The sequence below is a fragment of the Pseudomonas sp. PSE1(2024) genome (assembly GCF_050990555.1).
Lineage (GTDB): Bacteria > Pseudomonadota > Gammaproteobacteria > Pseudomonadales > Pseudomonadaceae > Aquipseudomonas > Aquipseudomonas aphyarum.
Genome location: NZ_CP158967.1, coordinates 6,121,672 through 6,144,611 on the forward strand (window position 1 = coordinate 6,121,672; position 22,940 = coordinate 6,144,611).

22 protein-coding genes are annotated in these 22,940 nt (G+C 60.3%); 7 read left to right on the top strand and 15 right to left on the bottom strand.

Translation table 11 applies throughout. The features are described 5' to 3' along the window. Positions 1 to 19: 19 nt before the first annotated feature. Positions 20 to 2,299 (bottom strand): phosphoenolpyruvate--protein phosphotransferase, encoded by a 2,280-nt coding sequence (gene ptsP / locus ABTV87_RS27920; RefSeq protein WP_007953470.1) that lies wholly within the window; start codon positions 2,297 to 2,299, stop codon positions 20 to 22. 22 nt (positions 2,300 to 2,321) lie between these two features. Next, a complete protein-coding gene (locus tag ABTV87_RS27925) occupies positions 2,322 to 2,801 on the bottom strand; it encodes an RNA pyrophosphohydrolase (protein ID WP_003229203.1) in 480 nt (159 codons plus the stop codon). A 143-nt stretch (positions 2,802 to 2,944) separates the two neighbouring features. Here ABTV87_RS27925 and ABTV87_RS27930 point away from each other — a divergent pair, with 143 nt between their 5' ends. Further along, positions 2,945 to 3,601 (top strand): HAD family hydrolase, encoded by a 657-nt coding sequence (locus tag ABTV87_RS27930; RefSeq protein ID WP_258712550.1) that lies wholly within the window; start codon positions 2,945 to 2,947, stop codon positions 3,599 to 3,601. Positions 3,602 to 3,622: 21 nt separating this feature from the next. Here the strand turns inward: ABTV87_RS27930 and ABTV87_RS27935 are convergent, their stop codons facing one another. Both ABTV87_RS27935 and ilvA read right to left on the bottom strand, forming a co-directional pair. Continuing rightward, entirely contained in the window at positions 3,623 to 4,048 is a 426-nt protein-coding gene (locus ABTV87_RS27935; RefSeq protein ID WP_127800482.1) for a DUF2269 family protein, read from the bottom strand. A gap of 39 nt (positions 4,049 to 4,087) precedes the next feature. Then, positions 4,088 to 5,602: a threonine ammonia-lyase, biosynthetic gene (gene ilvA, locus ABTV87_RS27940; protein ID WP_007953475.1), complete on the bottom strand. Its 1,515-nt coding sequence runs from the start codon at positions 5,600 to 5,602 to the stop codon at positions 4,088 to 4,090. A 146-nt stretch (positions 5,603 to 5,748) separates the two neighbouring features. Here ilvA and rpiA point away from each other — a divergent pair, with 146 nt between their 5' ends. After that, on the top strand, positions 5,749 to 6,423 hold the full coding sequence (gene rpiA, locus ABTV87_RS27945) for a ribose-5-phosphate isomerase RpiA (protein WP_007953476.1): 675 nt from the start codon (positions 5,749 to 5,751) through the stop codon (positions 6,421 to 6,423). An 83-nt stretch (positions 6,424 to 6,506) separates the two neighbouring features. On the opposite strand, the gene ABTV87_RS27950 is transcribed toward rpiA, so the two are convergent. The 4 genes from ABTV87_RS27950 to ABTV87_RS27965 form a co-directional block, all read right to left on the bottom strand. Further along, positions 6,507 to 7,424, bottom strand: coding sequence for an SdiA-regulated domain-containing protein (locus ABTV87_RS27950; protein WP_433898687.1), 918 nt, complete (start codon positions 7,422 to 7,424; stop codon positions 6,507 to 6,509). A gap of 117 nt (positions 7,425 to 7,541) precedes the next feature. Further along, complete coding sequence (locus ABTV87_RS27955) at positions 7,542 to 8,465, bottom strand: SdiA-regulated domain-containing protein (protein WP_433898688.1); 924 nt, start codon at positions 8,463 to 8,465, stop codon at positions 7,542 to 7,544. A gap of 260 nt (positions 8,466 to 8,725) precedes the next feature. Further along, positions 8,726 to 9,391, bottom strand: a complete 666-nt coding sequence (locus tag ABTV87_RS27960) for a fumarylacetoacetate hydrolase family protein (protein WP_007953483.1) — start codon at positions 9,389 to 9,391, stop codon at positions 8,726 to 8,728. A 40-nt stretch (positions 9,392 to 9,431) separates the two neighbouring features. Next, entirely contained in the window at positions 9,432 to 10,826 is a 1,395-nt protein-coding gene (locus ABTV87_RS27965) for an FAD-binding oxidoreductase (protein WP_039765411.1), read from the bottom strand. A 204-nt stretch (positions 10,827 to 11,030) separates the two neighbouring features. Between ABTV87_RS27965 and serA the strand changes: the two genes are divergently transcribed. Continuing rightward, a complete protein-coding gene (serA, locus tag ABTV87_RS27970) occupies positions 11,031 to 12,260 on the top strand; it encodes a phosphoglycerate dehydrogenase (RefSeq protein WP_007953487.1) in 1,230 nt (409 codons plus the stop codon). Positions 12,261 to 12,321: 61 nt separating this feature from the next. On the opposite strand, the gene ABTV87_RS27975 is transcribed toward serA, so the two are convergent. Beyond that, entirely contained in the window at positions 12,322 to 12,747 is a 426-nt protein-coding gene (locus tag ABTV87_RS27975) for a DUF4399 domain-containing protein (RefSeq protein ID WP_007953489.1), read from the bottom strand. A 132-nt stretch (positions 12,748 to 12,879) separates the two neighbouring features. On the opposite strand from ABTV87_RS27975, the gene ABTV87_RS27980 reads away from it, so the two are divergent. Then, positions 12,880 to 13,458, top strand: coding sequence for a transporter substrate-binding domain-containing protein (locus ABTV87_RS27980; protein ID WP_433898689.1), 579 nt, complete (start codon positions 12,880 to 12,882; stop codon positions 13,456 to 13,458). A gap of 11 nt (positions 13,459 to 13,469) precedes the next feature. Here ABTV87_RS27980 and ABTV87_RS27985 read toward each other — a convergent pair whose 3' ends face one another. Together ABTV87_RS27985 and ABTV87_RS27990 are read right to left on the bottom strand one after the other, a co-directional pair. Beyond that, positions 13,470 to 13,955: a DUF523 domain-containing protein gene (locus ABTV87_RS27985; RefSeq protein WP_375744352.1), complete on the bottom strand. Its 486-nt coding sequence runs from the start codon at positions 13,953 to 13,955 to the stop codon at positions 13,470 to 13,472. Between the two features lies 1 nt (position 13,956). Further along, positions 13,957 to 14,589: a 2OG-Fe(II) oxygenase gene (locus ABTV87_RS27990; protein ID WP_007953495.1), complete on the bottom strand. Its 633-nt coding sequence runs from the start codon at positions 14,587 to 14,589 to the stop codon at positions 13,957 to 13,959. Between the two features lie 108 nt (positions 14,590 to 14,697). Here ABTV87_RS27990 and ABTV87_RS27995 point away from each other — a divergent pair, with 108 nt between their 5' ends. Continuing rightward, positions 14,698 to 15,450: a DUF2059 domain-containing protein gene (locus ABTV87_RS27995; protein ID WP_007953496.1), complete on the top strand. Its 753-nt coding sequence runs from the start codon at positions 14,698 to 14,700 to the stop codon at positions 15,448 to 15,450. 101 nt (positions 15,451 to 15,551) lie between these two features. On the opposite strand, the gene ABTV87_RS28000 is transcribed toward ABTV87_RS27995, so the two are convergent. After that, complete coding sequence (locus ABTV87_RS28000; RefSeq protein ID WP_433898690.1) at positions 15,552 to 16,505, bottom strand: alpha/beta hydrolase; 954 nt, start codon at positions 16,503 to 16,505, stop codon at positions 15,552 to 15,554. A 97-nt stretch (positions 16,506 to 16,602) separates the two neighbouring features. On the opposite strand from ABTV87_RS28000, the gene ABTV87_RS28005 reads away from it, so the two are divergent. Further along, positions 16,603 to 17,178, top strand: coding sequence for a DUF6436 domain-containing protein (locus ABTV87_RS28005; protein WP_433898691.1), 576 nt, complete (start codon positions 16,603 to 16,605; stop codon positions 17,176 to 17,178). Positions 17,179 to 17,246: 68 nt separating this feature from the next. Here ABTV87_RS28005 and ABTV87_RS28010 read toward each other — a convergent pair whose 3' ends face one another. From ABTV87_RS28010 to ABTV87_RS28020, 3 genes are read right to left on the bottom strand one after another with little or no spacing between them, the layout of a single operon-like run. After that, positions 17,247 to 17,600, bottom strand: coding sequence for a bacteriocin immunity protein (locus ABTV87_RS28010; RefSeq protein ID WP_371915855.1), 354 nt, complete (start codon positions 17,598 to 17,600; stop codon positions 17,247 to 17,249). Then, the gene (locus ABTV87_RS28015) at positions 17,563 to 17,814 is read right to left on the bottom strand and encodes a bacteriocin immunity protein (protein ID WP_085605966.1); all 252 of its coding nucleotides are present in this window, start codon (positions 17,812 to 17,814) and stop codon (positions 17,563 to 17,565) included. The genes ABTV87_RS28010 and ABTV87_RS28015 overlap by 38 nt, the downstream gene beginning before the upstream one ends. After that, a complete protein-coding gene (locus tag ABTV87_RS28020; protein ID WP_433898692.1) occupies positions 17,807 to 20,200 on the bottom strand; it encodes an S-type pyocin domain-containing protein in 2,394 nt (797 codons plus the stop codon). The genes ABTV87_RS28015 and ABTV87_RS28020 overlap by 8 nt, the downstream gene beginning before the upstream one ends. Positions 20,201 to 20,454: 254 nt before the next feature. Here ABTV87_RS28020 and ABTV87_RS28025 point away from each other — a divergent pair, with 254 nt between their 5' ends. Beyond that, positions 20,455 to 22,866, top strand: coding sequence for a penicillin acylase family protein (locus tag ABTV87_RS28025; RefSeq protein ID WP_433898693.1), 2,412 nt, complete (start codon positions 20,455 to 20,457; stop codon positions 22,864 to 22,866). Positions 22,867 to 22,940: the final 74 nt, after the last annotated feature.

A 22,940-nucleotide genomic window follows, 5' to 3' on the forward strand; every position in this document is an offset into this window, starting at 1 on the left:
AGGCTGCGATCTTGTCTTTTTATAGCGGTTTGACCGCCGCCGGATTGACCATCTTCGCCAACCCGAGGTTCTTCAACGCCAGTTGCAGCGAGCTGTGGATCACCTGCGGGTTGTCGATGGTCATCAGTTCCGCCAACAGATCCTTGGCCTTGCTCAGGTTGATCTGACGCAGCATCCATTTCACCTTCGGCAGGTTGGTGGCGTTCATCGACAGGCTGTCGAAACCCATCGCCATCAACAGCACCGCCGCCGCCGGGTCACCGGCCATCTCGCCGCAGATGCTCACCGGTTTGCCTTCGGCATGGGCGTCGCGCACTACGGTTTGCAGGGCTTGCAGCACCGCCGGGTGCAGGTAGTCGTAGAGGTCGGCCACCCGTGGATTGTTGCGGTCCACCGCCAGCAGGTACTGGGTCAGGTCGTTGGAGCCGACCGACAGGAAGTCCACCATCCGCGCCAGCTCTTTGGTCTGGTAAACCGCCGCAGGAATTTCGATCATCACGCCCACCGGCGGCATCGGCACGTCGGTGCCTTCGTCGCGCACTTCGCCCCAGGCCCGGTGGATCAGGTGCAGCGCCTCTTCGAGCTCGTGGATGCCGGAGATCATCGGCAGCAGGATCCGCAGGTTGTTCAGGCCTTCGCTGGCCTTGAGCATCGCGCGGGTCTGCACCAGGAAGATTTCCGGGTGGTCGAGGGTGACGCGGATCCCGCGCCAGCCGAGGAACGGGTTGTCTTCCTTGATCGGGAAGTACGACAGCGACTTGTCGCCGCCGATGTCCAGGCTGCGCATGGTCACCGGTTGCGGATGGAACGCGGCAAGCTGCTCGCGGTAGATCGCCAGTTGTTCCTTCTCGCTCGGGAAACGCTGGTTGATCATGAACGGCACTTCGGTACGGTACAGACCGACGCCTTCGGCGCCGCGCTTCTGCGCCCGCGCCACATCCGCCAGCAGGCCGGTGTTGACCCAAAGCGGCATGCGGTGACCATCGAGGGTCACGCACGGCAGGTCGCGCAGGGAGTCGAGACCCAGCGCCAGTTGTTTCTCTTCTTCCACCACCTCGGCGAACTGCTTGATCAGCACTTCGCTCGGGTTGGTGTAGATTTCGCCCTTGAGCCCGTCGACGATCATCGGAATGCCATCGACCTTGGCGTATGGCAAGTCGACTACACCCATCACCGTCGGGATACCCATGGCCCGGGCCAGGATCGCGACGTGGGAGTTACCCGAACCGAGCACCGATACCAGACCGACCAGCGTGCCTTCCGGCACCTCGCCGAGCATCGCCGGCGTCAGTTCTTCGCTGACCAGAATGGTCTTTTCCGGGTAGACCAGGTTCTGCTGACGCTCTTCCTGCAGATAGGCCAGCAGGCGTCGGCCCAGGTCCTTGACGTCCGACGCCCGCTCACGCAGGTACTCGTCGTCCATCAAGTCAAAACGATTGACGTGATCGGTCACGACCTGACGCAACGCGCCCTGGGCCCACTGGCCGGTCTTGATCACGTTGGTGATTTCGCTGCCCAGCGAGGCATCGTCGAGCATCATCAGGTAGACGTCGAACAGCGCACGCTCTTCCGGACGCAGCTGGGTCGCCAGCTTGGCCGACAACGCACGCATGTCGGCGCGCACACCTTCGATGGCGGTCTTGAACAGCGCCAGTTCCGCGTCGATGTCGGTGATGGTCTTGTCCGGCACCACGTCCAGATCCGCCGGCGGCAGCATGACCACCGCAGTACCGACCGCCGCACCCGGCGAACCCGGTACGCCGACGAACTTGGCTTCCTGAATGCCCTTGCCCTGACGGCCCAGACCACGGATGGAACCTGTGGCCTCGGCGTGGGCGATTACCCCGGCGAGCTGCGCGCTCATGGTCACGAGGAAGGCTTCTTCACCTTCATCGAACTGGCGGCGTTCTTTCTGCTGGATGACCAACACGCCGACGACGCGGCGGTGGTGAATGATCGGCGCCCCGAGGAACGAGGCGTAGCGCTCTTCGCCGGTTTCGGCGAAGTAGCGGTAGCGCGGGTGATCCGCGGCGTTTTCGAGGTTCAGGGGTTCTTCACGCGTGCCGACCAGGCCGACCAGACCTTCGTTGGGCGCCATGCTGACCTTGCCGATCGAGCGCTTGTTCAAGCCCTCGGTGGCCATCAGCACGAAGCGGTTGGTCTCTGGATCAAGCAGGTAGACCGAGCAGACCTGGCTGCCCATGGCCTCTTTGACGCGCAACACAATAATCCCCAACGCCGCCTTGAGATCCTTGGCGGAGTTAACTTCCTGGACGATCTTGCGCAGCGTATTGAGCATGGCTCGGGGTCGAACTCCGTCGTCAGTCGCGCGCTAAAAGGCGCGGGGCAAGCTCTTTGAGAGCGCGGCGATACACTTCGCGCTTGAATGTCACCACCTGGCCCAACGGATACCAATAACTGACCCAGCGCCAGCCATCGAACTCCGGTTTACCGGTCAAATCCATCCGCACCCGCTGCTCGTTGGAGATCAGGCGCAGGAGAAACCATTTCTGTTTCTGGCCGATGCACAGCGGTTGGCTGTGGGTTCGCACCAGACGTTGCGGCAAACGATAGCGCAACCAGCCTCGGGTGCAGGCCAGTATTTCAACATCTTCGCGTTCCAGGCCAACTTCTTCGTTCAGCTCGCGGTACAAGGCGTCTTCCGGCGTCTCCTCGGGATTGATTCCCCCTTGCGGAAACTGCCAGGCATCTTGATTGATACGGCGAGCCCATAGCACCTGGCCGGCGTCATTCGTCAGAATGATCCCGACATTAGGGCGGAAACCATCGGGGTCGATCACGGCAACAACCTCGCAAACGCATGTCGCCGCATTGTTCCACAAAGGTTGTGAAGGCGGCAACGAAGGTTCCGAGCTTATGTGCACTCTTGTGAAAAGACCGTATTCTTGTGGCCTTTTTACTGACTTTTCAGCGGGTAACTGCAATGCGCCTGGCTTTATTCGATTTGGACAACACCCTTCTGGGCGGCGACAGCGATCACGCTTGGGGCGATTATCTGTGCGAACGCGGCTTCCTCGACCCGATCGCCTACAAGACGCGCAACGACGAGTTCTATCAGGATTACCTGGCCGGCAAACTGGATAACGCGGCCTACCTGAACTTCTGCCTGGAAATTCTCGGCCGCACCGAGATGGCCGTGCTTGAGCAGTGGCACAACGATTACATGCGCGACTGCATCGAGCCGATCATGCTGCCGAAGGCGCTTGAGTTGCTGAAAAAGCACCGCGATGCCGGCGACAAACTGGTGATCATCACCGCCACCAACCGCTTCGTCACCGCGCCGATTGCGGTACGCCTGGGCGTTGAAACCCTGATCGCCACCGAGTGCGAGATGCAGGACGGCCGCTACACCGGGCGCAGCACCGATGTGCCGTGCTTCCGCGAAGGCAAGGTGACACGCCTGAACCGCTGGCTGGAAGAAACCGGGCATTCGCTGGAAGGCAGCTATTTCTACAGCGACTCGATGAATGACCTGCCGCTGCTGGAGCAGGTGGCGAATCCGGTGGCAGTTGATCCGGATCCGAACCTGCGGGCCGAGGCTGAGAAGCGTGGCTGGCCGGTGATTTCGCTGCGCGACTGAGACCGCAGCAGGCGCCAGGCCTTAAACCGGCTTGGCGCCCATCAACCCGGCAATCGCGATAAAGCAGACCAGCCCGAACAACGCCAGCCCCAGGCTGAACCGGCCCACGCCGCCCGGCGCCTTGCGCAACCGGTTCAAACGCACCAGCAGCCAGAACCACGCCAGCGCCGCCACCGTGTAGAGCACGCTCGACGCCAGAATCCACGTCTGCCCCAGCGGCCAGCCCACCAGATGCACCATCCACCAGCCGGTGAACGGCATGCTCACCAGCGCCAGCACGATCAACAGCCAGACAAACAGCCATGGCCGCTGCAACGTACGGCTGCCCGCCGTCGCGTCACCCTTGCGCCGTGCGCGCCAGACCCAGATTCCCAGGCCCAGCGCACCGAGCAACAGCACCGCAGTCGCCAGCATGTGCGCCGCTTTCAGGGCGGTTAACGTTTCCATGATCCGATTTCCTTATGGCCTGCCCATCAGCGTAGCCGTTCAGCCAAGAAACAGCTGATAGGCCGGGTTGTCGCTTTCGTCCCAGTACGGGTAGCCGATTTCCTCAAGGGCTGCAGGCACCAGATGACGTTCGTCGTGGGGCACTTGCAGACCCGCCACCACGCGGCCGTCCGCCGCACCGTGGTTGCGGTAGTGGAACATCGAGATGTTCCAGCGCCCGCCGAGTTTGTTGAGGAAGTTGAACAGCGCGCCCGGACGCTCCGGGAACTCGAAGCGCAGCACCACTTCATCGACCACGTGCGCCGCACGACCGCCGACCATGTGACGGATGTGCAGCTTGGCCAGTTCGTTGTCGGTCAGGTCGAGCACCGGGAAACCCTGCTCGGTCAGGCTCGCCAGCAGCGCGCTGCGTGGATCGTTGTCCGGGTGGGTCTGCACGCCGACGAAAATGTGCGCTTCGCTGCCATTGTTGTAGCGGTAATTGAATTCGGTGATCTGACGTTTGCCGATGGCCTCGCAGAAAGCCTTGAAGCTGCCGGCCTTCTCCGGGATGGTCACGGCGATGATCGCTTCGCGGCCTTCACCCAGTTCGGCGCGCTCGGCGACGTGGCGCAAGCGGTCGAAGTTGACGTTGGCCCCGGAGTCGATGGCCACGAAGGTCTTGCCGCTGACGCCGCGCTGCTCGACGTACTTCTTGATCCCGGCCACGCCGAGGGCGCCGGCCGGTTCGGTGATCGAGCGTGTATCGTCGTAAATGTCCTTGATCGCCGCGCAGATTTCGTCGGTGCTGACGGTGATCACTTCGTCGACGTAATCCTTGCAGATGTCGAAGGTGTGCTGGCCGATCTGCGCCACCGCCACGCCGTCGGCGAAGATGCCCACGGCCGGCAGTACCACGCGCTCGCCTGCGGCCATTGCCGCTTGCAAGCAGTTGGAGTCATCGGGCTCGACGCCGATGACCTTGATGTCCGGGCGCAGGTATTTCACGTACGCCGCGATGCCGGCGATCAGACCGCCGCCGCCCACCGGAACGAAGATCGCGTCCAGTGGCTGCGGGTGCTGGCGCAGGATTTCCATCGCCACGGTGCCCTGCCCGGCAATGGTGTGCGGATCGTCGTACGGGTGGATGTAGACGTAGCCTTTTTCATCGACCAGTTTCAGCGAGTAGGCCAGGGCTTCCGGGAAAGAATCACCGTGCAGCACCACCTTGCCACCACGGGAGCGCACGCCTTCGACCTTGATCTCCGGGGTGGTCTTGGGCATCACGATGGTCGCTTTCACGCCCAGCACTTTCGCCGCCAGGGCCAGGCCCTGCGCATGGTTGCCCGCCGACGCGGTGACCACGCCGCGAGCGCGCTCTTCGTCGCTCAACTGGGTCAGCTTGTTGTAGGCGCCGCGAATCTTGAACGAGAACACCGGCTGCAAGTCTTCGCGCTTGAGCCAGATGTCGTTGCCCAGCCGCTCGGAGAGCTGGCGGGCGTTCTGCAGCGGGGTTTCTACGGCAACGTCATAAACGCGCGAGGTGAGGATCTTCTTGACGTACTGTTCGAGCATCGGAAAGCATCACTGGCGGTTGGGCGGGACCAGCGAGTCTAACCCGGCTTTCAGCCGGACGACCACACGAATGCAGAGGTTTTAGCCCGGCTTGAGGCTATAATGCCGGCCTTTCCGTTCTTACCTTGCCCGCTTCCGGAGCCCGCATGACCCAGGATCAACTCAAACAGGCCGTGGCCCAGGCCGCCGTCGACTTCATCCTTCCGAAACTCGACGACAAGAGCATCGTCGGCGTCGGCACCGGCTCCACCGCCAACTGCTTCATCGACGCCCTGGCCCAGCACAAGGGCGCGTTCGATGGCGCGGTCGCGAGCTCCGAAGCCACCGCTGCGCGCCTCAAGGGCCACGGGATTCCGGTGTACGAGCTGAACACCGTGAGCAACCTGGAGTTCTACGTCGACGGCGCCGATGAAAGCGACGAACACCTGAACCTGATCAAGGGCGGCGGCGCAGCCCTGACCCGCGAGAAGATCGTCGCGGCCGTGGCCCAGACTTTCATCTGCATCGCCGACGCCAGCAAACTGGTGCCGGTGCTCGGCGCGTTCCCGCTGCCGGTGGAAGTGATCCCGATGGCCCGCAGCCATGTGGCCCGCCAACTGGTGAAACTGGGCGGCGACCCGGTCTACCGCGAAGGCGTGCTGACCGACAACGGCAACATCATCCTCGACGTGCACAACCTGCAAATCACCAACCCGGTGGAGCTGGAAGCGCAGATCAACGCGATCGTCGGCGTGGTCACCAACGGCTTGTTTGCGGCGCGCCCGGCGGATCTGTTGTTGCTGGGTACCAGCGAAGGCGTGAAGACCCTCAAAGCTGAATAAACCAGGCTGCCCACATATTTGTGGGCAGATGAAAAACCTGTGGGAGCTAGCTTGCTAGCTCCCACAGTGTTTTGTGGTGTTGGTTAATTCTGCGCAGGCTTCCTGAAGACATAAAACAGATTCGGTTCGCTCACCAGATACAACGTCCCGTCGTCGTCCATCGCGATACCTTCCGCCTGCGGCACGGTTTTCTTCAGGCCCTGCCGGCCACCGCTCAACGACAGGGTGCTCAACGGGCGCCCGTCCACATCCAGTTCCAGAATCAGCCGTGACTCGTCGGACAGCGCCAGTAAATGGCCGCTGCGCTCGTCGTATTGCAGGCTCGACAGATCGCGCACGAACATCCCGGCATCGCGCTTGGGATTGTTGATCACGTGTATCGCGTAGGATTTTTCCGGGTTGAAGTGGGGGAAACCGTGCACTTCGTAGATCAGCATCGGATCGCGCTCCTTGGCCACGAACAGGCGCTTGCCCACCGAGTCGTAAGCCAGGCCTTCAAATCCCTTGTTGCCGCTCATGTGCACACCGAGAGTCATTTGCTCGGCGTCCGCTGCATCGAGGAACGTGGTGTCGTGCTCCAGATGGATCTTGATCAGCCGTTGCTGGCGCTCGTCGGTGATCACATAGGTGTCGGCGCTGATGAACTCTACCGCCTCCGGATCGCCGAAGCCGATCAAGGCGACACGGCGCAGGATCGTACCATCCAGCGACAACTCGATCAGTTCGGCATTCTTGTTGGTCACGGTGAACAGGCTTTTGCGCACCGGGTCGTAGGTCAGCGCCGAGACATCGTCGTTCAGTCCGTCGATGACTTTCGCCTCGATCTCTACCCGATATTGGTCCAGCCCGATGGCCTCGCTGCTCATCGGCTGCCAGAGCGTATGCAGGTTGAACCAGGCACGCTCGAACAGTCGCATGTATTGGCCGATCGCAATCAGCGCGATCAGGGCAATCACCGAGAGGATGATAAACAGGGGCTTGGGACGGGCAAGTCGACGCATTCGGGCAGGCTCGGAGTCAAAACAGGCGGATGAAATATCACGCCTGTCTGAACTGAAGCTTAATGGCCACTTGCCTCAGGCCACAACTGCACAGATCTGCAATTGCTGTAGGAGTAATTACTTCTGCTTTTCGAAGCGGTAGAACAGGTTCGGCTCGCTGACCATGTACAGCGTGCCCGCCTCGTCCATGGTCACGCCTTCGGCGCGGGGAATGGTTTTCTTCAAGCCGTTGAAACCGCCGAGCAGGGTCATGAAGCTGACCTGCTCACCCTTCTCGTCCAGCTCCAGCAACAGGTGCGAATCGGCGGACAACACCAACGTGTGGCCGGTGCGCGGGTCGATCGACAGAGCCGAAAGGTTGCGCAGGTCCAGTTCGTCGCTGTCGAGTTTCTGCTTGTCGCCCTTGAGCGTCTGACTGCCGTCGCTTTTCCAGGTGAACAGCGCAGGCGGACGCTCTTCGCCCAGCAGCAATTGCTGATTGCGGGCGTCCCAGGTGATGGCTTCGAAGGCCTTGTTCTGGTCTTTCGACGGGCCGAGGTCGTATTTCGGGAAATCGTCGCGCTTCAGTTCGCGGGTTTCGGCATCGACCTTGACGATGGAGAGCATGTGCTCGCGCTCGTCGACAATTGCCATCAAGCCGTTTTCCATCACCGTCAGGCCTTCGGGATTGCTCCAGCCCACCAGCGGCATCTTGCGCAGCACGTCACCCTGCAGAGTCAGCTCGACCAGGAAAGGATTCTTGCCCATCACCGAAAACAGGCTTTTGGTCTGCGGGTTATAGGAGAGGTCCGAAGCTTCGTCCTTTTCCATGCCCGGCAGCAGCTTGGCGTCGATGACCACCCGGTAGTCCGGGAGCCAGACGCTTTCCTGTTTCTCGGCCGGGCTTTCGAAACGCTCCAGCACCCACAACAGGCCACGGTCATCCCAATGCATGGCAAACGCCAGCCCGTACGCAGCGGCGGCTGCCAACAACAGCCAGGAATACCAACGCAGGGCGAAGCGTGAACGGCGGGCGGGTTTGAGCTGAGTTTGAGATGACATCAAAGGACGCGTTCCGAAAATTCAGGCTACGGGTAATAGCACAAAGAGGCCGGCTCAGACGCCAGAATGACCGGAATTATCCGGACAAAATGTGAAAAAAACGGCAAATGGCCGGAATGCCTTATGTGTTTGCGAGCTGCAACACAAAAATGTGGGAGCCATCCTGCTGGCGATGGCGGTGTATCAGTCGAATGAAACATCAACTGACAATCCGTCATCGCCAGCAGGCTGGCTCCCACATAGCTATTTCAGTGTTGCAGTCAGCGAACGCTGCTGGTGAAGCGACTGGCGCCCGGTAGTTCCAGCACGATCTCATCGCCAACGTTCAGCGGGCCGACGCCCACCGGCGTACCGGTCAGGATCACGTCACCGGCCTGCAGCGAAAAGCAGCCGGCCATGTGCTGGATCATCGGCACGATCGGGTTGAGCATTGCGCTGCTGTTGCCGTCCTGGCGCACTTCGCCGTTGATGGTCAGGCGGATACCGATGTCGGTCAGGTCGGCGAAGGTACTGCCGACCACGAACGGGGCAATCACCGCCGCGCCGTCGAACGACTTGGCAATTTCCCACGGCAGGCCCTTGGACTTGAGCTCGGCCTGCTTGTCGCGCAGGGTCAGGTCCAGCGCCGGGGCGAAACCGGAGATCGCGTCCAGCACTTCTTCGCGGCTCGGCTTGGTCGACAGCGGCTTGCCGATCAACACGGCGATTTCCGCCTCGTAATGCACCGAGCCACGCTCGGTCGGAATGCTGAAACCGCCTTCCAGCGGCACCACGCAACTGCCGGGCTTGATGAACAGCAACGGCTCGGTAGGCACCGGGTTGTCCAGTTCCTTGGCGTGCTCGGCGTAGTTACGCCCGATGCACACCACTTTCCCCAGCGGAAAATGAATCCGCGTACCGTCGACATACTGGTGCTGATAGCTCATTACCGACTCCTGCCTTCATTGATTCATCAGGGATTGCCAATCAAACCGCGAAGATCTTGCCCGGGTTCATGATGCCGTTCGGGTCGAACACCGCCTTGACCGCTTTCATGTATTCGATTTCCACCGGCGAGCGGCTGTAGGTCAAGTAGTCGCGCTTGGTCATGCCCACGCCGTGTTCGGCGGAAATCGAACCGTTGTACTTCTCGACGGTTTCGAACACCCACTTGTTGACGGTGGCGCACTTGGCGAAAAACTCGTCCTTGCTCAGGTTGTCCGGCTTGAGGATGTTCAGGTGCAGGTTGCCGTCGCCGATGTGGCCGAACCAGACGATTTCGAAATCCGGATAGTGTTCGCCGACGATCGCGTCGATTTCCTGCAGGAACGCCGGGACTTTCGAGACGGTGACCGAGATGTCGTTCTTGTACGGCGTCCAGTGGGAGATGGTTTCGGAGATGTACTCGCGCAGCTTCCACAGGTTCTGCAACTGGGTTTCGCTCTGGCTCATCACGCCGTCCAGCACCCAGCCCTGCTCCACGCAATGCTCGAAGGTTTCCAGGGCGGTGTTGGCCACTTCTTCGGTGGTCGCCTCGAATTCCAGCAAGGCATAAAACGGGCAATCGGTTTCGAACGGCGCCGGAACATCGCCACGGCCCATGACCTTGGCCAAGGCCTTGTCGGAGAAAAATTCGAACGCGGTCAGGTCGAGTCGACCCTGAAAGGCGTGCAGCACCGGCATGATCGAATCGAAATCGGCGGTGCCGAGGACCATCGCAGTCAGGTTTTTTGGTGCACGATCCAGGCGCATGGTGGCCTCGACCACAAAACCGAGAGTGCCTTCAGCGCCGATGAACAGCTGCCGCAGGTCATAACCGGTGGCGTTCTTGATCAGGTCTTTGTTGAGTTCCAGCACATCGCCCTTGCCGGTCACCACTTTCATGCCCGCCACCCAATTGCGGGTCATGCCATAGCGAATGACCTTGATCCCGCCGGCATTGGTGCCGATGTTGCCGCCAATCTGGCTGGAACCGGCCGAAGCGAAGTCCACCGGGTAGTACAAGTCATGTTCTTCGGCGGCGTTCTGCAATTGCTCGGTGACCACGCCCGGCTGACAGACGGCGGTGCGGTCGGTCAGGTTGATATCCAGAATCTGATTCATGTAGTCGAACGACACGACCACTTCGCCATTGGCGGCCACGGCCGCGGCGGAAAGCCCGGTTCGCCCGCCCGACGGCACCAGCGCCACTTTATGTTCGTTGGCCCAGCGGACGACGGCCTGCACCTGCTCGATGGTCTTGGGGAACACAATGGCACTGGGCGCCGGGGCGAAGTGCTTGGTCCAGTCCTTGCCGTAAGCGTTCAGGGAGTCGGCATCGGTCAGGACCTTGCCAGGCTCGACCAGGGTCTTCAGTTCATCAATCAGGGCAGGATTGGTCATCGACGGAACTCTCGAACAATTCATGGTCATCCTGAGAACGCTTCACGTCGCAGGAATGAGTGTTTAGCGGGGTGGCTATGCTAGCATACCGACCCCGCAGGCCAGTGCCCAAGGCCGGTTCTGCGGTGACGGCTTTCTTGTCGTCCAGGTCAATGTCTGTTGACCATTTCCTGCCATTTTTCTCCGGGATACAGGTTTACGCAGATGAGCAAGACTTCTCTCGATAAGAGCAAGATCAAGTTCCTTCTTCTCGAAGGCGTCCACCAATCGGCTGTCGACGTCCTCAAGGCGGCGGGCTACACCAGCATCGAATACCTGACAGGCTCCCTGCCGGAAGCCCAGCTCAAGGAAAAGATCGCTGACGCTCACTTCATCGGCATTCGTTCGCGCACCCAGCTGACCGAAGAGATCTTCGATCACGCGAAGAAGCTGGTCGCGGTCGGCTGTTTCTGCATCGGCACCAACCAGGTTGACCTGGAAGCGGCCCGCGAGCGCGGCATCGCCGTGTTCAACGCGCCGTACTCCAACACCCGCTCCGTTGCCGAGCTGGTGCTGGCCGAAGCGATCCTGCTGCTGCGCGGCATCCCTGAGAAAAACGCTTCCTGCCACCGTGGCGGCTGGATCAAGTCCGCAGCCAACTCCTTCGAGATCCGTGGCAAGAAACTGGGCATCGTCGGCTACGGCTCGATCGGTACTCAGCTGTCGGTCCTGGCTGAAGGCCTGGGCATGCAGGTGTTCTTCTACGACACCGTGACCAAGCTGCCACTGGGCAACGCGACCCAGGTCGGCAACCTGCACGAGCTGCTGGGCATGTCCGACATCGTCACCCTGCACGTTCCGGAAACCGCTGCGACCCAGTGGATGATCGGCGAGAAGGAAATCCGCGCCATCAAGAAGGGCGGCATCCTGATCAACGCTGCACGCGGCACCGTGGTCGAGCTGGATCACCTGGCCGCTGCGATCAAGGACAAACACCTGATCGGCGCCGCCATCGACGTGTTCCCGGTCGAGCCGCGCTCCAATGACGAAGAGTTCGAAAGCCCGCTGCGTGGCCTGGACAACGTGATCCTGACCCCGCACATCGGCGGTTCCACCGCTGAAGCGCAGGCCAACATCGGTCTGGAAGTGGCAGAAAAACTGGTCAAGTACAGCGACAACGGTACTTCGGTATCGTCCGTGAACTTCCCGGAAGTGGCCCTGCCGGCTCACCCTGGCAAGCACCGCCTGCTGCACATCCACGAGAACATCCCGGGTGTGATGAGCGAGATCAACAAGGTCTTCGCCGAAAACGGCATCAACATCTCCGGTCAGTTCCTGCAGACCAACGAGAAGGTCGGCTACGTGGTGATCGACGTCGACGCCGAGTACTCGGAGCTGGCGCAAGAGAAGCTGCAACACGTCAACGGCACCATCCGTAGCCGCGTGTTGTTCTGATCAAGCGTTGAGCGACAAAAAAGGGAGCCTTCGGGCTCCCTTTTTCATGCACGCGAAAACGTCATTCGACGTTGACGGTGATCTTCTTCGACACGATTGGCGGATCGAACGCCATGTGGCCGCTGTCACCCAGCTCCAGTTGCAGGGTGTGCTTGCCCGGCGCGAGCTTGATATCGGCCTGGGTCTGCGCCTTGCCGAAATGCATGTGGTTGGCGTCGGTCGGCACGACGGAGCCGGCCGGAACGATTTCCTTGGCATCGATCAGCAGATGGTGATGACCGGTGTTCTTGGTGACGTCACCGGCCGGTGCCAGCGCGATGTCCTTTACACCGAACTTGACCGTGAAGGTCTGCGGAACCGTGGCTCCGTCCTCGGGAGAAACGATGAACACTTCGGCGCCCTTCGGTGCCGGTGTGGCCGCACTGGCCAGTACCGAAACACCCATCAGCACACCGGCCAACGCTGCACGTGACATAAAGCTTTTCATTTTCTTCTCCAGTTTTTCCGTAAAATCCGCACGGTCATGACAACTTCATGACCATTCGTTGTCGAAGGCACTCGACAACCATAGCAAAGCGAGCCTGGAAAACAGGCCGATATCGATTTCAAAGGAGTGACCATGCGTTTTCTGCCTGGCCTGATCTGCCTGCTTCCCCTTCTGAGCCCTCTGGCTCACGCCGAACTGATTGATGACGTCTACGACCGTGGCGAGTTGCGCATAGCCCTTGAGGCTAATACACCGCCCTTCAATTTCAAGGACGGCGACACGCTCACGGGGTTCGAGGTCGAGCTTGGGCAACTGCTGGCCAACGAACTGGATGTGCGCGCCGACTTCATCGTCACCGACGAAGCCGATCTGCTCCAGGGCGTCGAAAGCGGCAAGTACGACGTCGCGCTCAACCACATAGCACTGACCCCGGAACTCAAGGATCGTTTCGACGTGAGCGCGCCTTACACGCAGGTCAATGCGCAGTTGTTGGCGAAAAAGGACGAGCAACCTCGGCCGATGGTGCTGGTGCAGGCGCTGACGGAAGAGAAACCGAAGGTCGGGCCGCCGGTGGATCTGGCGATTCCGTTTCAGAAGGGCAACCCGGCGTTTCACGCGAGTCTGGAGAATGCCTTGCAGCGGATCAGGGCGGATGGGCGGCTGGAGGCGTTGTCGAAGAAGTGGTTGAGTGTGCAGGCTACGGAAAACTGAAGTGAGCGGGACTAGTCAAGCAAGTTGAGGGCCTGTGCGGCTTGCGGCAGTTCGAGTTCGCTGAAGACCTGTACGCCATGGCGCTTCAGCAACGCGGCGGTAACGCCCTCGCCACTCACCTTCACCCCACTGAACGTCCCGTCATAGGTCAACAGATTCCCACACGAAGGACTGTTGGCCTTGAGCACCGCCACCCGAATCCCGTGCTTTTGCACCAGCGCCAGCGCCTGCTGCGCGCCGTCGAGAAACTGCGCACTGACATCTTCGCCCTCGGTGGTGATCACCGAAGCGAGTCCGTCCAGCACTTCGCTGCCCTGCCCGCCCGGAATCTCTGCCGCTGCCCGTGGCGTCGGCAAACCACCAGCGACTTCCGGGCACAACGGCACTACGCGCCCTTCGGCAATCCACTGTTCCAGCAGATCGAACGGCCCGCTGGCCCCACCGTCGTAACGCACGCGATGGCCCAGCAGGCAGCGACTGACCAAAATCCTGTGCATCTCAGAACGGCTCGTTGCCACGGCGGCGGAACCAGCCTGTCAGCGACAGCCGCTCGCGACTGGCTGGCAACACTTCGTGAGGGACTTCGCCGGAGAGAAACACCACCAGACAACCGCCCGTAGGCTGTACGTCATGAACGCGGTCATTCTCCAGGTACATGCGCAGCTGCCCGCCATCCTCCGGCAGCCAGCCGTCATTGAGGTAGATCACCGCCGAGACCATGCGCCGGTCATCGTCGCGAAAACGGTCGACATGCTTGCGATAGAACGCACCCGGCGGGTACAGGGCGAAGTGGCACTCGAAGTCTTCAAGCCCCAGAAACAGGCCCCGGTTGAGCGCCTCGCGCAAGCTGTCCATCAGGTTCAGATAGCGGTCACTGGCTTCGGCCTGACCGGGGTCGATCCACTGGATATGGTCGCCACGAATCCCCTCGCGGATCTCCGAAAACGGGCCACGTCCGACCCCCGCCGGCGCCAGTTCACCTTCGGCGTCACGTTTGCGGCACTCGGCCGCCAGTGCGCGGGTCAAATCCGCAGGCAGGAAAATGTTCTGCTGCGACCAGCCGCGCTCGGCCAGGTCGTCGACGATACGTAACAGCAGCGGGTGATCAGAGGATATTTGCATGGCGCGCATAGTATGCCTGCGGCAAGAAATCCGACAGAGCCACGCGGCGGCTTGATACGAATTCTCGACAAGTACTGGCACCGCACGGAGAATAGTCGGCTGCCGACAGGAGTCCTTATGCGCCGTTTGCTTTTTTCACTGTTGATGTTCTGCGTTTTGCCCGCCTGGGCGGACGGCCACGACCAGTTGTACAAGGTCGCCGGCTGGCCAGAACAACGCGCGCATTTCAACGACGCCCTGAGTGCCGCGCAGCAGCGTTACCAGAACAGCCTGCCGCCGGCGGTGTTTCAGGCGCTGGTGAACAACAGCAATCAGCGCTTCGCCCCCCAGGCCGTGGATCAACGCGCCGAAGCACAGCTGCGCAAGAACCTCGCCGACCCGAAACCGGCCCTGTCATTCTTTCAGTCACCGCTGGGCAAGAAGATCGTCGCCGCCGAACTGCTGGCGACCCGTCGCGATCAATTGGCAAAAAACGCCAAGGGCCTGCCGAAGATGCCGGCCAGCGACAGTCGTTTGCTGATCATTGGTCACCTCGCCCAAGCCTTGCCCGCCCGTGAAGCCGGTGCCGAAGTCAGCCTGGCGATTGCCGGCGTGGCGGCGGACAGCCTGAGCTCGATGATCCCCGGCCTGCTCGGCGGCGGTCAGGCCCAGGGCATGTTGAATGGTCAACGCCAGCGTCTGATGGATCAGATCGGTGCCGATCTGAACAACACGCTGCTGTACGTCTATCGCGACCTGTCGGATGAAGAACTGGAAGAGTTCGCGACCTTTGCCGAATCCACCGAAGGCAAGGCCTACTATCAGGCCGCACTGGCAGCAATCCGCGCCGGGCTGGCCGTGGGCCAGAGCACCTCGAACCTGAATCAATAAATCTCTGCTGCCTGACCGACCGCCTTCGCGAGCAAGCTCGCTCCCACAAAGGATTGCGATCTATTGTGGGAGCGAGCTTGCTCGCGAAGGGGCCCTCAGGATCACGAGTGATTCCGGCCCTTGATCCGTTTGCTCAAGAACTCGAAATATTCCTCGCGCATTTCCGCCGTCTCGTTGGCCAGGTGATGCCGTGCCTCGGCCAGCAACAGAATCTGCGGCCGGTCGAACTTCCATTTCATCACTTGCAGGTTGTGCTGCCAGTCCACGGTCATGTCCGCCTGGCCCTGAACGATCAGCGGCCGACGCGGACTTTTTTTCGCGTATTCCACCCGGTTGATCCAGCGCGACAACGCCCCGACCCACGCGGTCGGCAAGCGTTTTGGCTGCAACGGATCGGCCTGCAGGAACGGCAGGAAATCCGGGTCGTTGGAGTTCTCGCTGAAACGCCGGGCGATGCCCCTGACAAAGGGCCGCAGCAGGTAATAACTGAACTGCGACCAGCCCCAGGCACGCGGACGCACCAGCGGCGCCAGCAGAATCAACTGCCCCTGCGCCGGGCTGTTTTCACCATGATTGAGCACGTGATCGACAATGATCGCGCCTCCGGTACTTTGCCCGCACAGGTGCCACGGCTGCGGCAGGGCAATCGAACGCGCCTCGGCAAACAGGCCTTGCAGCGCATCCTGATATTCGGAGAAATCGCGGATACTCGCCCGCTCGCCGCTGGACAACCCATGCCCCGGCAGATCGCAGGCAATCACCGCAAAGCCCTGATCCAGCGCCCACTCGATCACATGCCGGTAGAGGCCGGTGTGGTCATAAAAGCCGTGCACCAGAAACAGCGTGGCCTTGGCCGTTTCCGCCGGCCACCAGCAATGGCTGACCAGTTGATAGCCATTGATGTCGAACCGGCCCATGCCACGCCAGACATCACGCTCCGGAAAGTCGGTCTTGTAGAACCGCTGATACGCCTTCGCCTCCTCGGACAACGGCTGCCACTCGGCCAGAGGCTTGAGGCTCGCACGCAGATGATCGGGATCGAAGGCAACAGACATGGGCAATTCCAGAACGGTAAACGGACTTTATCGGCCTGCGATATTCATCTGTCGCGGCAAGCATGGCAAGCTAGCGCGCTCTCAAGGAATCAAAACCATGCGTTCGCCCTACCGCACCGCACTGTTTGCCAGCCTGCTCGCCATCGTGTGTGCCGGCGTGCTGTGGGCCGCATACGACTGGTTTCAGGGCCGCTACCTGCGGGCGTTCAGCGAACACACCGCTGTGTTTTCCGGCGACCCGTTGCGCCTGCCCGACGACCTCGCCGGCCCCGGCAATATCCGTCTGGTGCACTTCTGGGACCCGGCATGCCCGTGCAACGTCGGCAACCAGCAGCACCTGACCGAGATGGTCGAACAGTTCGGCCCCAAGGGCGTCGAATTCTTTGCCGTGCAGAAGACCGGCAGCCACGGCCAGTTGCCCGCCACCCTCAGCAATCTTAAAACCATCGCGGTGCTACCCGGCTCCGAACAGATTCCCGCGAGCCCGGCCGTGGCGATCTGGGACCGCAGCGGCAAACTGGCGTACTTCGGCCCGTACAGCGAAGGCCTGACGTGCAACTCCAGCAACAGTTTTATCGAACCGATCCTGCAAGCGTTGAGTGATGATCGGCCGGTCAATGCGACTCATACGTTGGCGGTGGGTTGCTACTGCCCGTGGGTTGGTGGGGAGTGAACGGCTTCGGGCTGACATATAGAAATTGCATCAATCAAAGACGTTAGAAGCATATTGACAGTAAAAGACTAAACCGCCTTGAATCCGGGCTTGTTATTAGCAGCGCGCCATTCTTTAACCTCCTTTACAATCCCTTCAGGACTATCATCCCTATCATCTCTTGGGTAATAGATCAGATCCGAGCCGTCCGGATGCTCTGTTAACCGCCTGAATTCCAATACCAGTTTTACATCTTCCTCCTCTGTTCGAGCACTAGCATCACAAATTGAAATTACAAAATCCAAGAACTCTCTTTCCGCATAGTCCGAAATATTTAACAAGCCACACCACCCTGTAAAAATGCCCCTGACAAAATTGCCAGGGGCACAACCACATTTATGAATATCAAACCTCTTTAAAACCAGACTTTCCGTTGACTGCACGCCACGCTTTGACCTCTGCAACTACAGCTGCCGGTCCACTTTTTCCTGGCTCTGGATAAAAAATCAGATCCGATCCAGATGGATGCTCACTCAAGGCCTTGAACTCAAAAACGGCATCGATGTGTTCCTCTTCACTTTCATAGTCGTTGTCATAAATTCTCGTAACAAACTTCAGAAAATCCGACTCTGACATTTCGCTAATTAACTTAATCATTATCTGACCCTCTATGCATACCAATATGTCTCTTTGGAGTCATTGCGACTATGTTATCAACCTCATAAACCCCGCCACCTTCAGAAATATATTTCCTGTGATGCAACTCAATCTTCACACGCTTCCCAACTTGCTCACTCTCTTTAACAAAAGGCGATTGGCCGTCTTTCATACTAGCTAGCGCGCTGCGATCAAACTGAGCCGCCAACTCCGGATCCCCAGCCACCGCCTTCCAAAACGCCTCTCGAAACGCCCGAAAATTCTTGAACTCCCGCCCTCGCAACTGATCGGCAATCTGCGCCGGCACCGGCGCGCCTTCGCCCTGCGATGCGCTCCCGAGCCAGTTGCCCGATACCGCCTGCCCCACACCTGACGCGACGCCCGGATCCTCCCGCCGATCCCGGAACATCGTGTAGTTGGATGGCAGCCCGGAGTCCTGCGGGAACACCAGCACATAGTCATCGAATCCGGCTTCGAAAACGCCCGGGAACGAATCGAGGCGTCCCTCGACCGGAACCACTGTTGCCCCAGTATAGGCAGGCACATCCGGTTGCCCGTACGGTGAGGTCGTCGAGCTGTTTCCCGGATTGACGATCGGGGTCCACGTCAGGGTGCGTGGCGGAACATCGGTGGTGGTCGCGGTGTAGACGTTGCGTTCGGCGTCGTAGGAGGCTGCCACTACCCTGACCGCCGACGGAATATTCCGCCCATCAGTCTTGACGACAAAAACCTCTGACTGCCCGTTCGCGTCGGTCTTTGAACTGACACGGAAAGGCAGATCAACCGTCCCGCCAGCCGCCGCGATGGCGTGCAGATCGGGTGCGAAATCTGGTGCGAGGTCCGACAGCGGCGTGCTGAACGCGTAACGGTCAGGCAATTCGCCGTTGCCCAGTTTCGACGAGTAGACCAACGCTGAAACACCGACGACCGCGCCAGCCCCGACACTGGCCGCAAGGCTGCCTAACCCCGCGATGGCGCTGCGAACGGCCGCTTGCAGACTGGCCGAAGCGGCCTCGACAACCGCCACGGCTCCGGCTGATGTCATGAACAACGGCCCTGTAGCCGAAGCGGCACCTGGCGCGCGGAAGGTATGGGCGTTGCGAATGGCCTCTGCCGCTATGCGCGCTTGTTCCTCGGCAAGGCGCCTTGCCTCTGCTTCGGCGGCAATACGAGCTTGCTCCCGAATACGTGCCTGCTCCGCGGCAACACGCCTGGCTTCAGCCTGCGCGGCAATACGCGCCTGTTCCTGCAGGCGCCGGGCTTCCTGCTCCCGGGCAACGCGTATCTGCTCCTGCAACCGCTCCGCCTCCTGGGCGCGGGCGATCAGAGCGGCAAATGCGCCCGCCGCCCCTGCCATATGCCGGGCGTTTTCCGAATGCAGGAGTGACGCGTGATAGTCCTGCCAGCGCTTGCCCAGTTCGGTCGTGGCCTGCAAGTCCACCAGGTTTTTCAGCGCCTCGAGCTCAGGCTTGCTCAACGGGGCGTTGATCCCCGGATTTGCGATTGCATAGGGCCGGACAGCTGCTTGCTCAACAGCACGAATATTGTCCGCTGCGATTTTATAATTTGTGAGTGTTTGAGGGAGACTGCCTCCGGTTGAGCCCGCTGCAGCGGCGATTCTTTCAACCAGAAAACCCGGCAGGAAATGCAGGCGGATATTCGTTTCCAGATTCACCACGGATAGCCTTTCGGCAGAAAGAATCTGCTGGGCGTCCCTCGTGGTTGGCGTCGCGGCCTCAACCTGGGCTCTTCTTGTGGCCAACTCCGGAAGTTGATTGGCGATGATAGCCATCACCCACGAAAGGCGCCGGAGCTCCATTGCCGAGCGATAGGCCCTGTCGATGGCCGCATAAGCGACGGAAACATCCGGAACCGGCAATGCCAGACTGTCTCTTATCTTCTTGAAGGACAAATCCTTCATCAGGAAAAATGGATTATGTCCATACAGCGAGTAAGCGGTCTCGGTATGAGCCCGATACTCCAACAACTTTGAATGAATAACCTGAATGGTTACTTCTTGATCGGCCTTGACCTTTTGCGACGAAGAAAGTCCAGCACTGGCTGCTTGCCTGGCCTGCTCTACTTCATTGTTTGATGCCGCGCCGATATTGCTGAATACTCCAGCGTACTCAAGATCAATATATGCCTGAGCATTCTGTTGTTCCTGCATCAAATCATTCCAGATAAATGGAGTTAACGGATCAAGTTTTCCAGACCCTTGACCTGTTCCTCTATGCGGTCCTTCATTCAAACCCCAACTTCCCGAGAAAAACCCACCCTGCCCCAATCGAGACGGAGCCCTGTCCCGAACCGGTATGGGGGCCAGTTCATATCTGCCTGGCCCGGTTTGTCTGTGAGGTCCAAGATAATTTTCAATATCACTCATACGACTTCTCCATGTCAGTTATTCCATGTATTGAATTCGCGAACTTTGTTTTCGCCCTCTGCTTTTTCTCGAGGTCTTTTATAGGCCCGCCCCGTTAAACGCAGCAACAACAAACTTGTAGTGCACTTCCCGAAAACCTGAAGGAAACTTCCTATTCAAGAAATACTGTGTTATGAAATCCCGGTTGCGATCCTCAAATAGATCAGCACCATCAATGCCTTCATATAAATAGAACGACAGGGAGCAGATTTTTCATGAAAAAAGGCCTGACCGTACTTGCGTTGCTGATCGTCATTTCCGCCATCGGGGTCGGCGGTTACCTCTACAGCAAGCAACCGACGCGTCAGGGCCAGGTGGAACTGCGCAACCTGCAAGGCTCGGTGACCGTGCGTTACGACGAGCGCGGCGTGCCGCACATCCGGGCCGAAAACGAGGCCGACCTCTATCGTGCCCTTGGCTACGTGCACGCCCAGGATCGCCTGTTTCAGATGGAAGCCATGCGCCGTCTGGCCCGGGGCGAACTGGCCGAAGTGCTCGGGCCGAAACTGCTCGACACCGACAAACTGTTCCGCAGCCTGCGCATTCGCGAGCGTGCCGCCAGTTACGTGGCCGGCCTCGACAAGCAGTCACCGGCGTGGAAGGCCCTGCAAGCCTATCTGGACGGCATCAATCAATATCAGGACTCGCACGCCGCCCCGGTGGAGTTCGACGTGCTGGGCATCCCCAAGCGGCCGTTCACTGCCGAAGACAGCATCAGCGTCGCCGGCTACATGGCCTACAGCTTTGCCGCCGCGTTTCGCACCGAACCGCTGCTGACCTACGTGCGCGATCAACTGGGCGCCGATTACCTCAACGTCTTCGACCTCGACTGGCAGCCCAAGGGCGTGCTCGCCAAGGGCCACGCCGGCACCGCACCGGCCCTCGCCGCCGAAGACTGGAAAGACCTGAACACCCTCGCCCGCGTCAGCGAACAGGCATTGATCGACAACGGCCTGCCGCAGTTCGAAGGCAGCAACGCCTGGGTAATCGCCGGCAGCCACAGCAAGAGCGCCAAGCCTTTGCTGGCGGGCGATCCGCACATTCGTTTTTCGGTGCCGTCGGTGTGGTACGAGGCGCAGTTGTCGGCGCCGGGGTTTGAACTCTACGGACATCATCAGGCGCTGGTGCCGTTTGCGTTTCTCGGCCACAACCTGGATTTCGGCTGGAGCCTGACCATGTTCCAGAACGATGACCTCGACCTGATCGCCGAGAAGGTCAATCCGGACAACCCGGATCAGGTCTGGTATCGCGGCGAGTGGACCGACATGGTCAAGACCGAGCAGCAGATCGCGGTGAAAGGCCAGACCCCGGTGACCATCACTCTGCGTCAGTCGCCCCACGGGCCGATCGTCAACGACGCCCTCGGCAGCGCCGCCGGGAAAACCCCGATTGCGATGTGGTGGGCGTTCCTCGAAACACCGAATCCGATCCTCGAAGGTTTCTACCAGCTCAACCGCGCCGACACCCTGGCCAAAGCCCGTGCCGCTGCCGCGAAGGTGCAGGCGCCGGGGCTGAACATCGTCTACGCCAACGCCAAGGGCGACATCGCCTGGTGGGCCTCGGCGCTGTTGCCCAAGCGGCCGTCCGGGGTGAAGCCTGGTTTCATTCTCGACGGCAGCAGCAATCAGGCGGACAAGGACGGCTATTTCCCGTTCAGCGCCAACCCGCAGGAAGAGAACCCGGCGCGGGGCTATATCGTCTCGGCCAACTTCCAGTCCGTGTCACCGACCGGCATGGAGATTCCCGGTTATTACAACCTCGCCGACCGTGGCCAGCAGCTCAACCGCCAGCTCGCCGACAAGAACGTGAAGTGGGACAACGAGGCCAACCAGAAGCTGCAACTGGGCACCACCACCGGTTATGGCCCGCGTCTGCTGGCGCCGTTGCTGCCGGTATTGCGTGAAGTGGTGAATGATCCGGCGCAGATGAAACTGATCGAACAACTGGCCCAGTGGCAAGGCGACTATCCGCTGGATTCCGTCAGTGCGACGGTGTTCAACCAGTTCCTCTATGACCTGGCCGACGCGGCAATGCGCGATGAGCTGGGCAATGATTTCTTCGAAACCCTGCTGTCGACCCGAGTGATCGATGCAGCCCTGCCTAGGCTCGCGGCGAATGCCGATTCACCGTGGTGGGACAACCGCAGCACGCCGAACAAGGAGACCCGCGCCGACACCGTGCGCGCTGCGTGGCAGGCCAGCATGGCGCACCTGAAATCGACCCTCGGCGACGACGCTTCCGGCTGGCAATGGGGCAAGGCCCACACGCTGACCCATGGTCATCCGCTGGGCCAGCAGAAACCGCTGGATCGCATTTTCAACGTCGGCCCGTTCGCCGCACCGGGCTCCCATGAAGTGCCGAACAACCTCTCGGCGAAGATCGGCCCCGCGCCGTGGCCGGTGACCTACGGCCCGTCGACCCGGCGGCTGGTGGACTTCGCCGACCCGGCTCACAGCCTGACCATCAACCCGGTCGGCCAGAGCGGCGTGCCGTTCGACAGCCACTATGACGATCAGGCGGAAGCGTATGTGGACGGGATGTATGTGCAGGCGCATTTCAGTGAGGAAGAGGTGACGGCAAATACGCGCAGTACCTTGAAGCTGTTGCCGGCGCGGTCAGCTCAATAGGTTTTTGCTGACTGGAGCGGCCCCTTCGCGAGCAAGCCCGCTCCCACATTGGATCGCGGTTTCCTGTGGGAGCG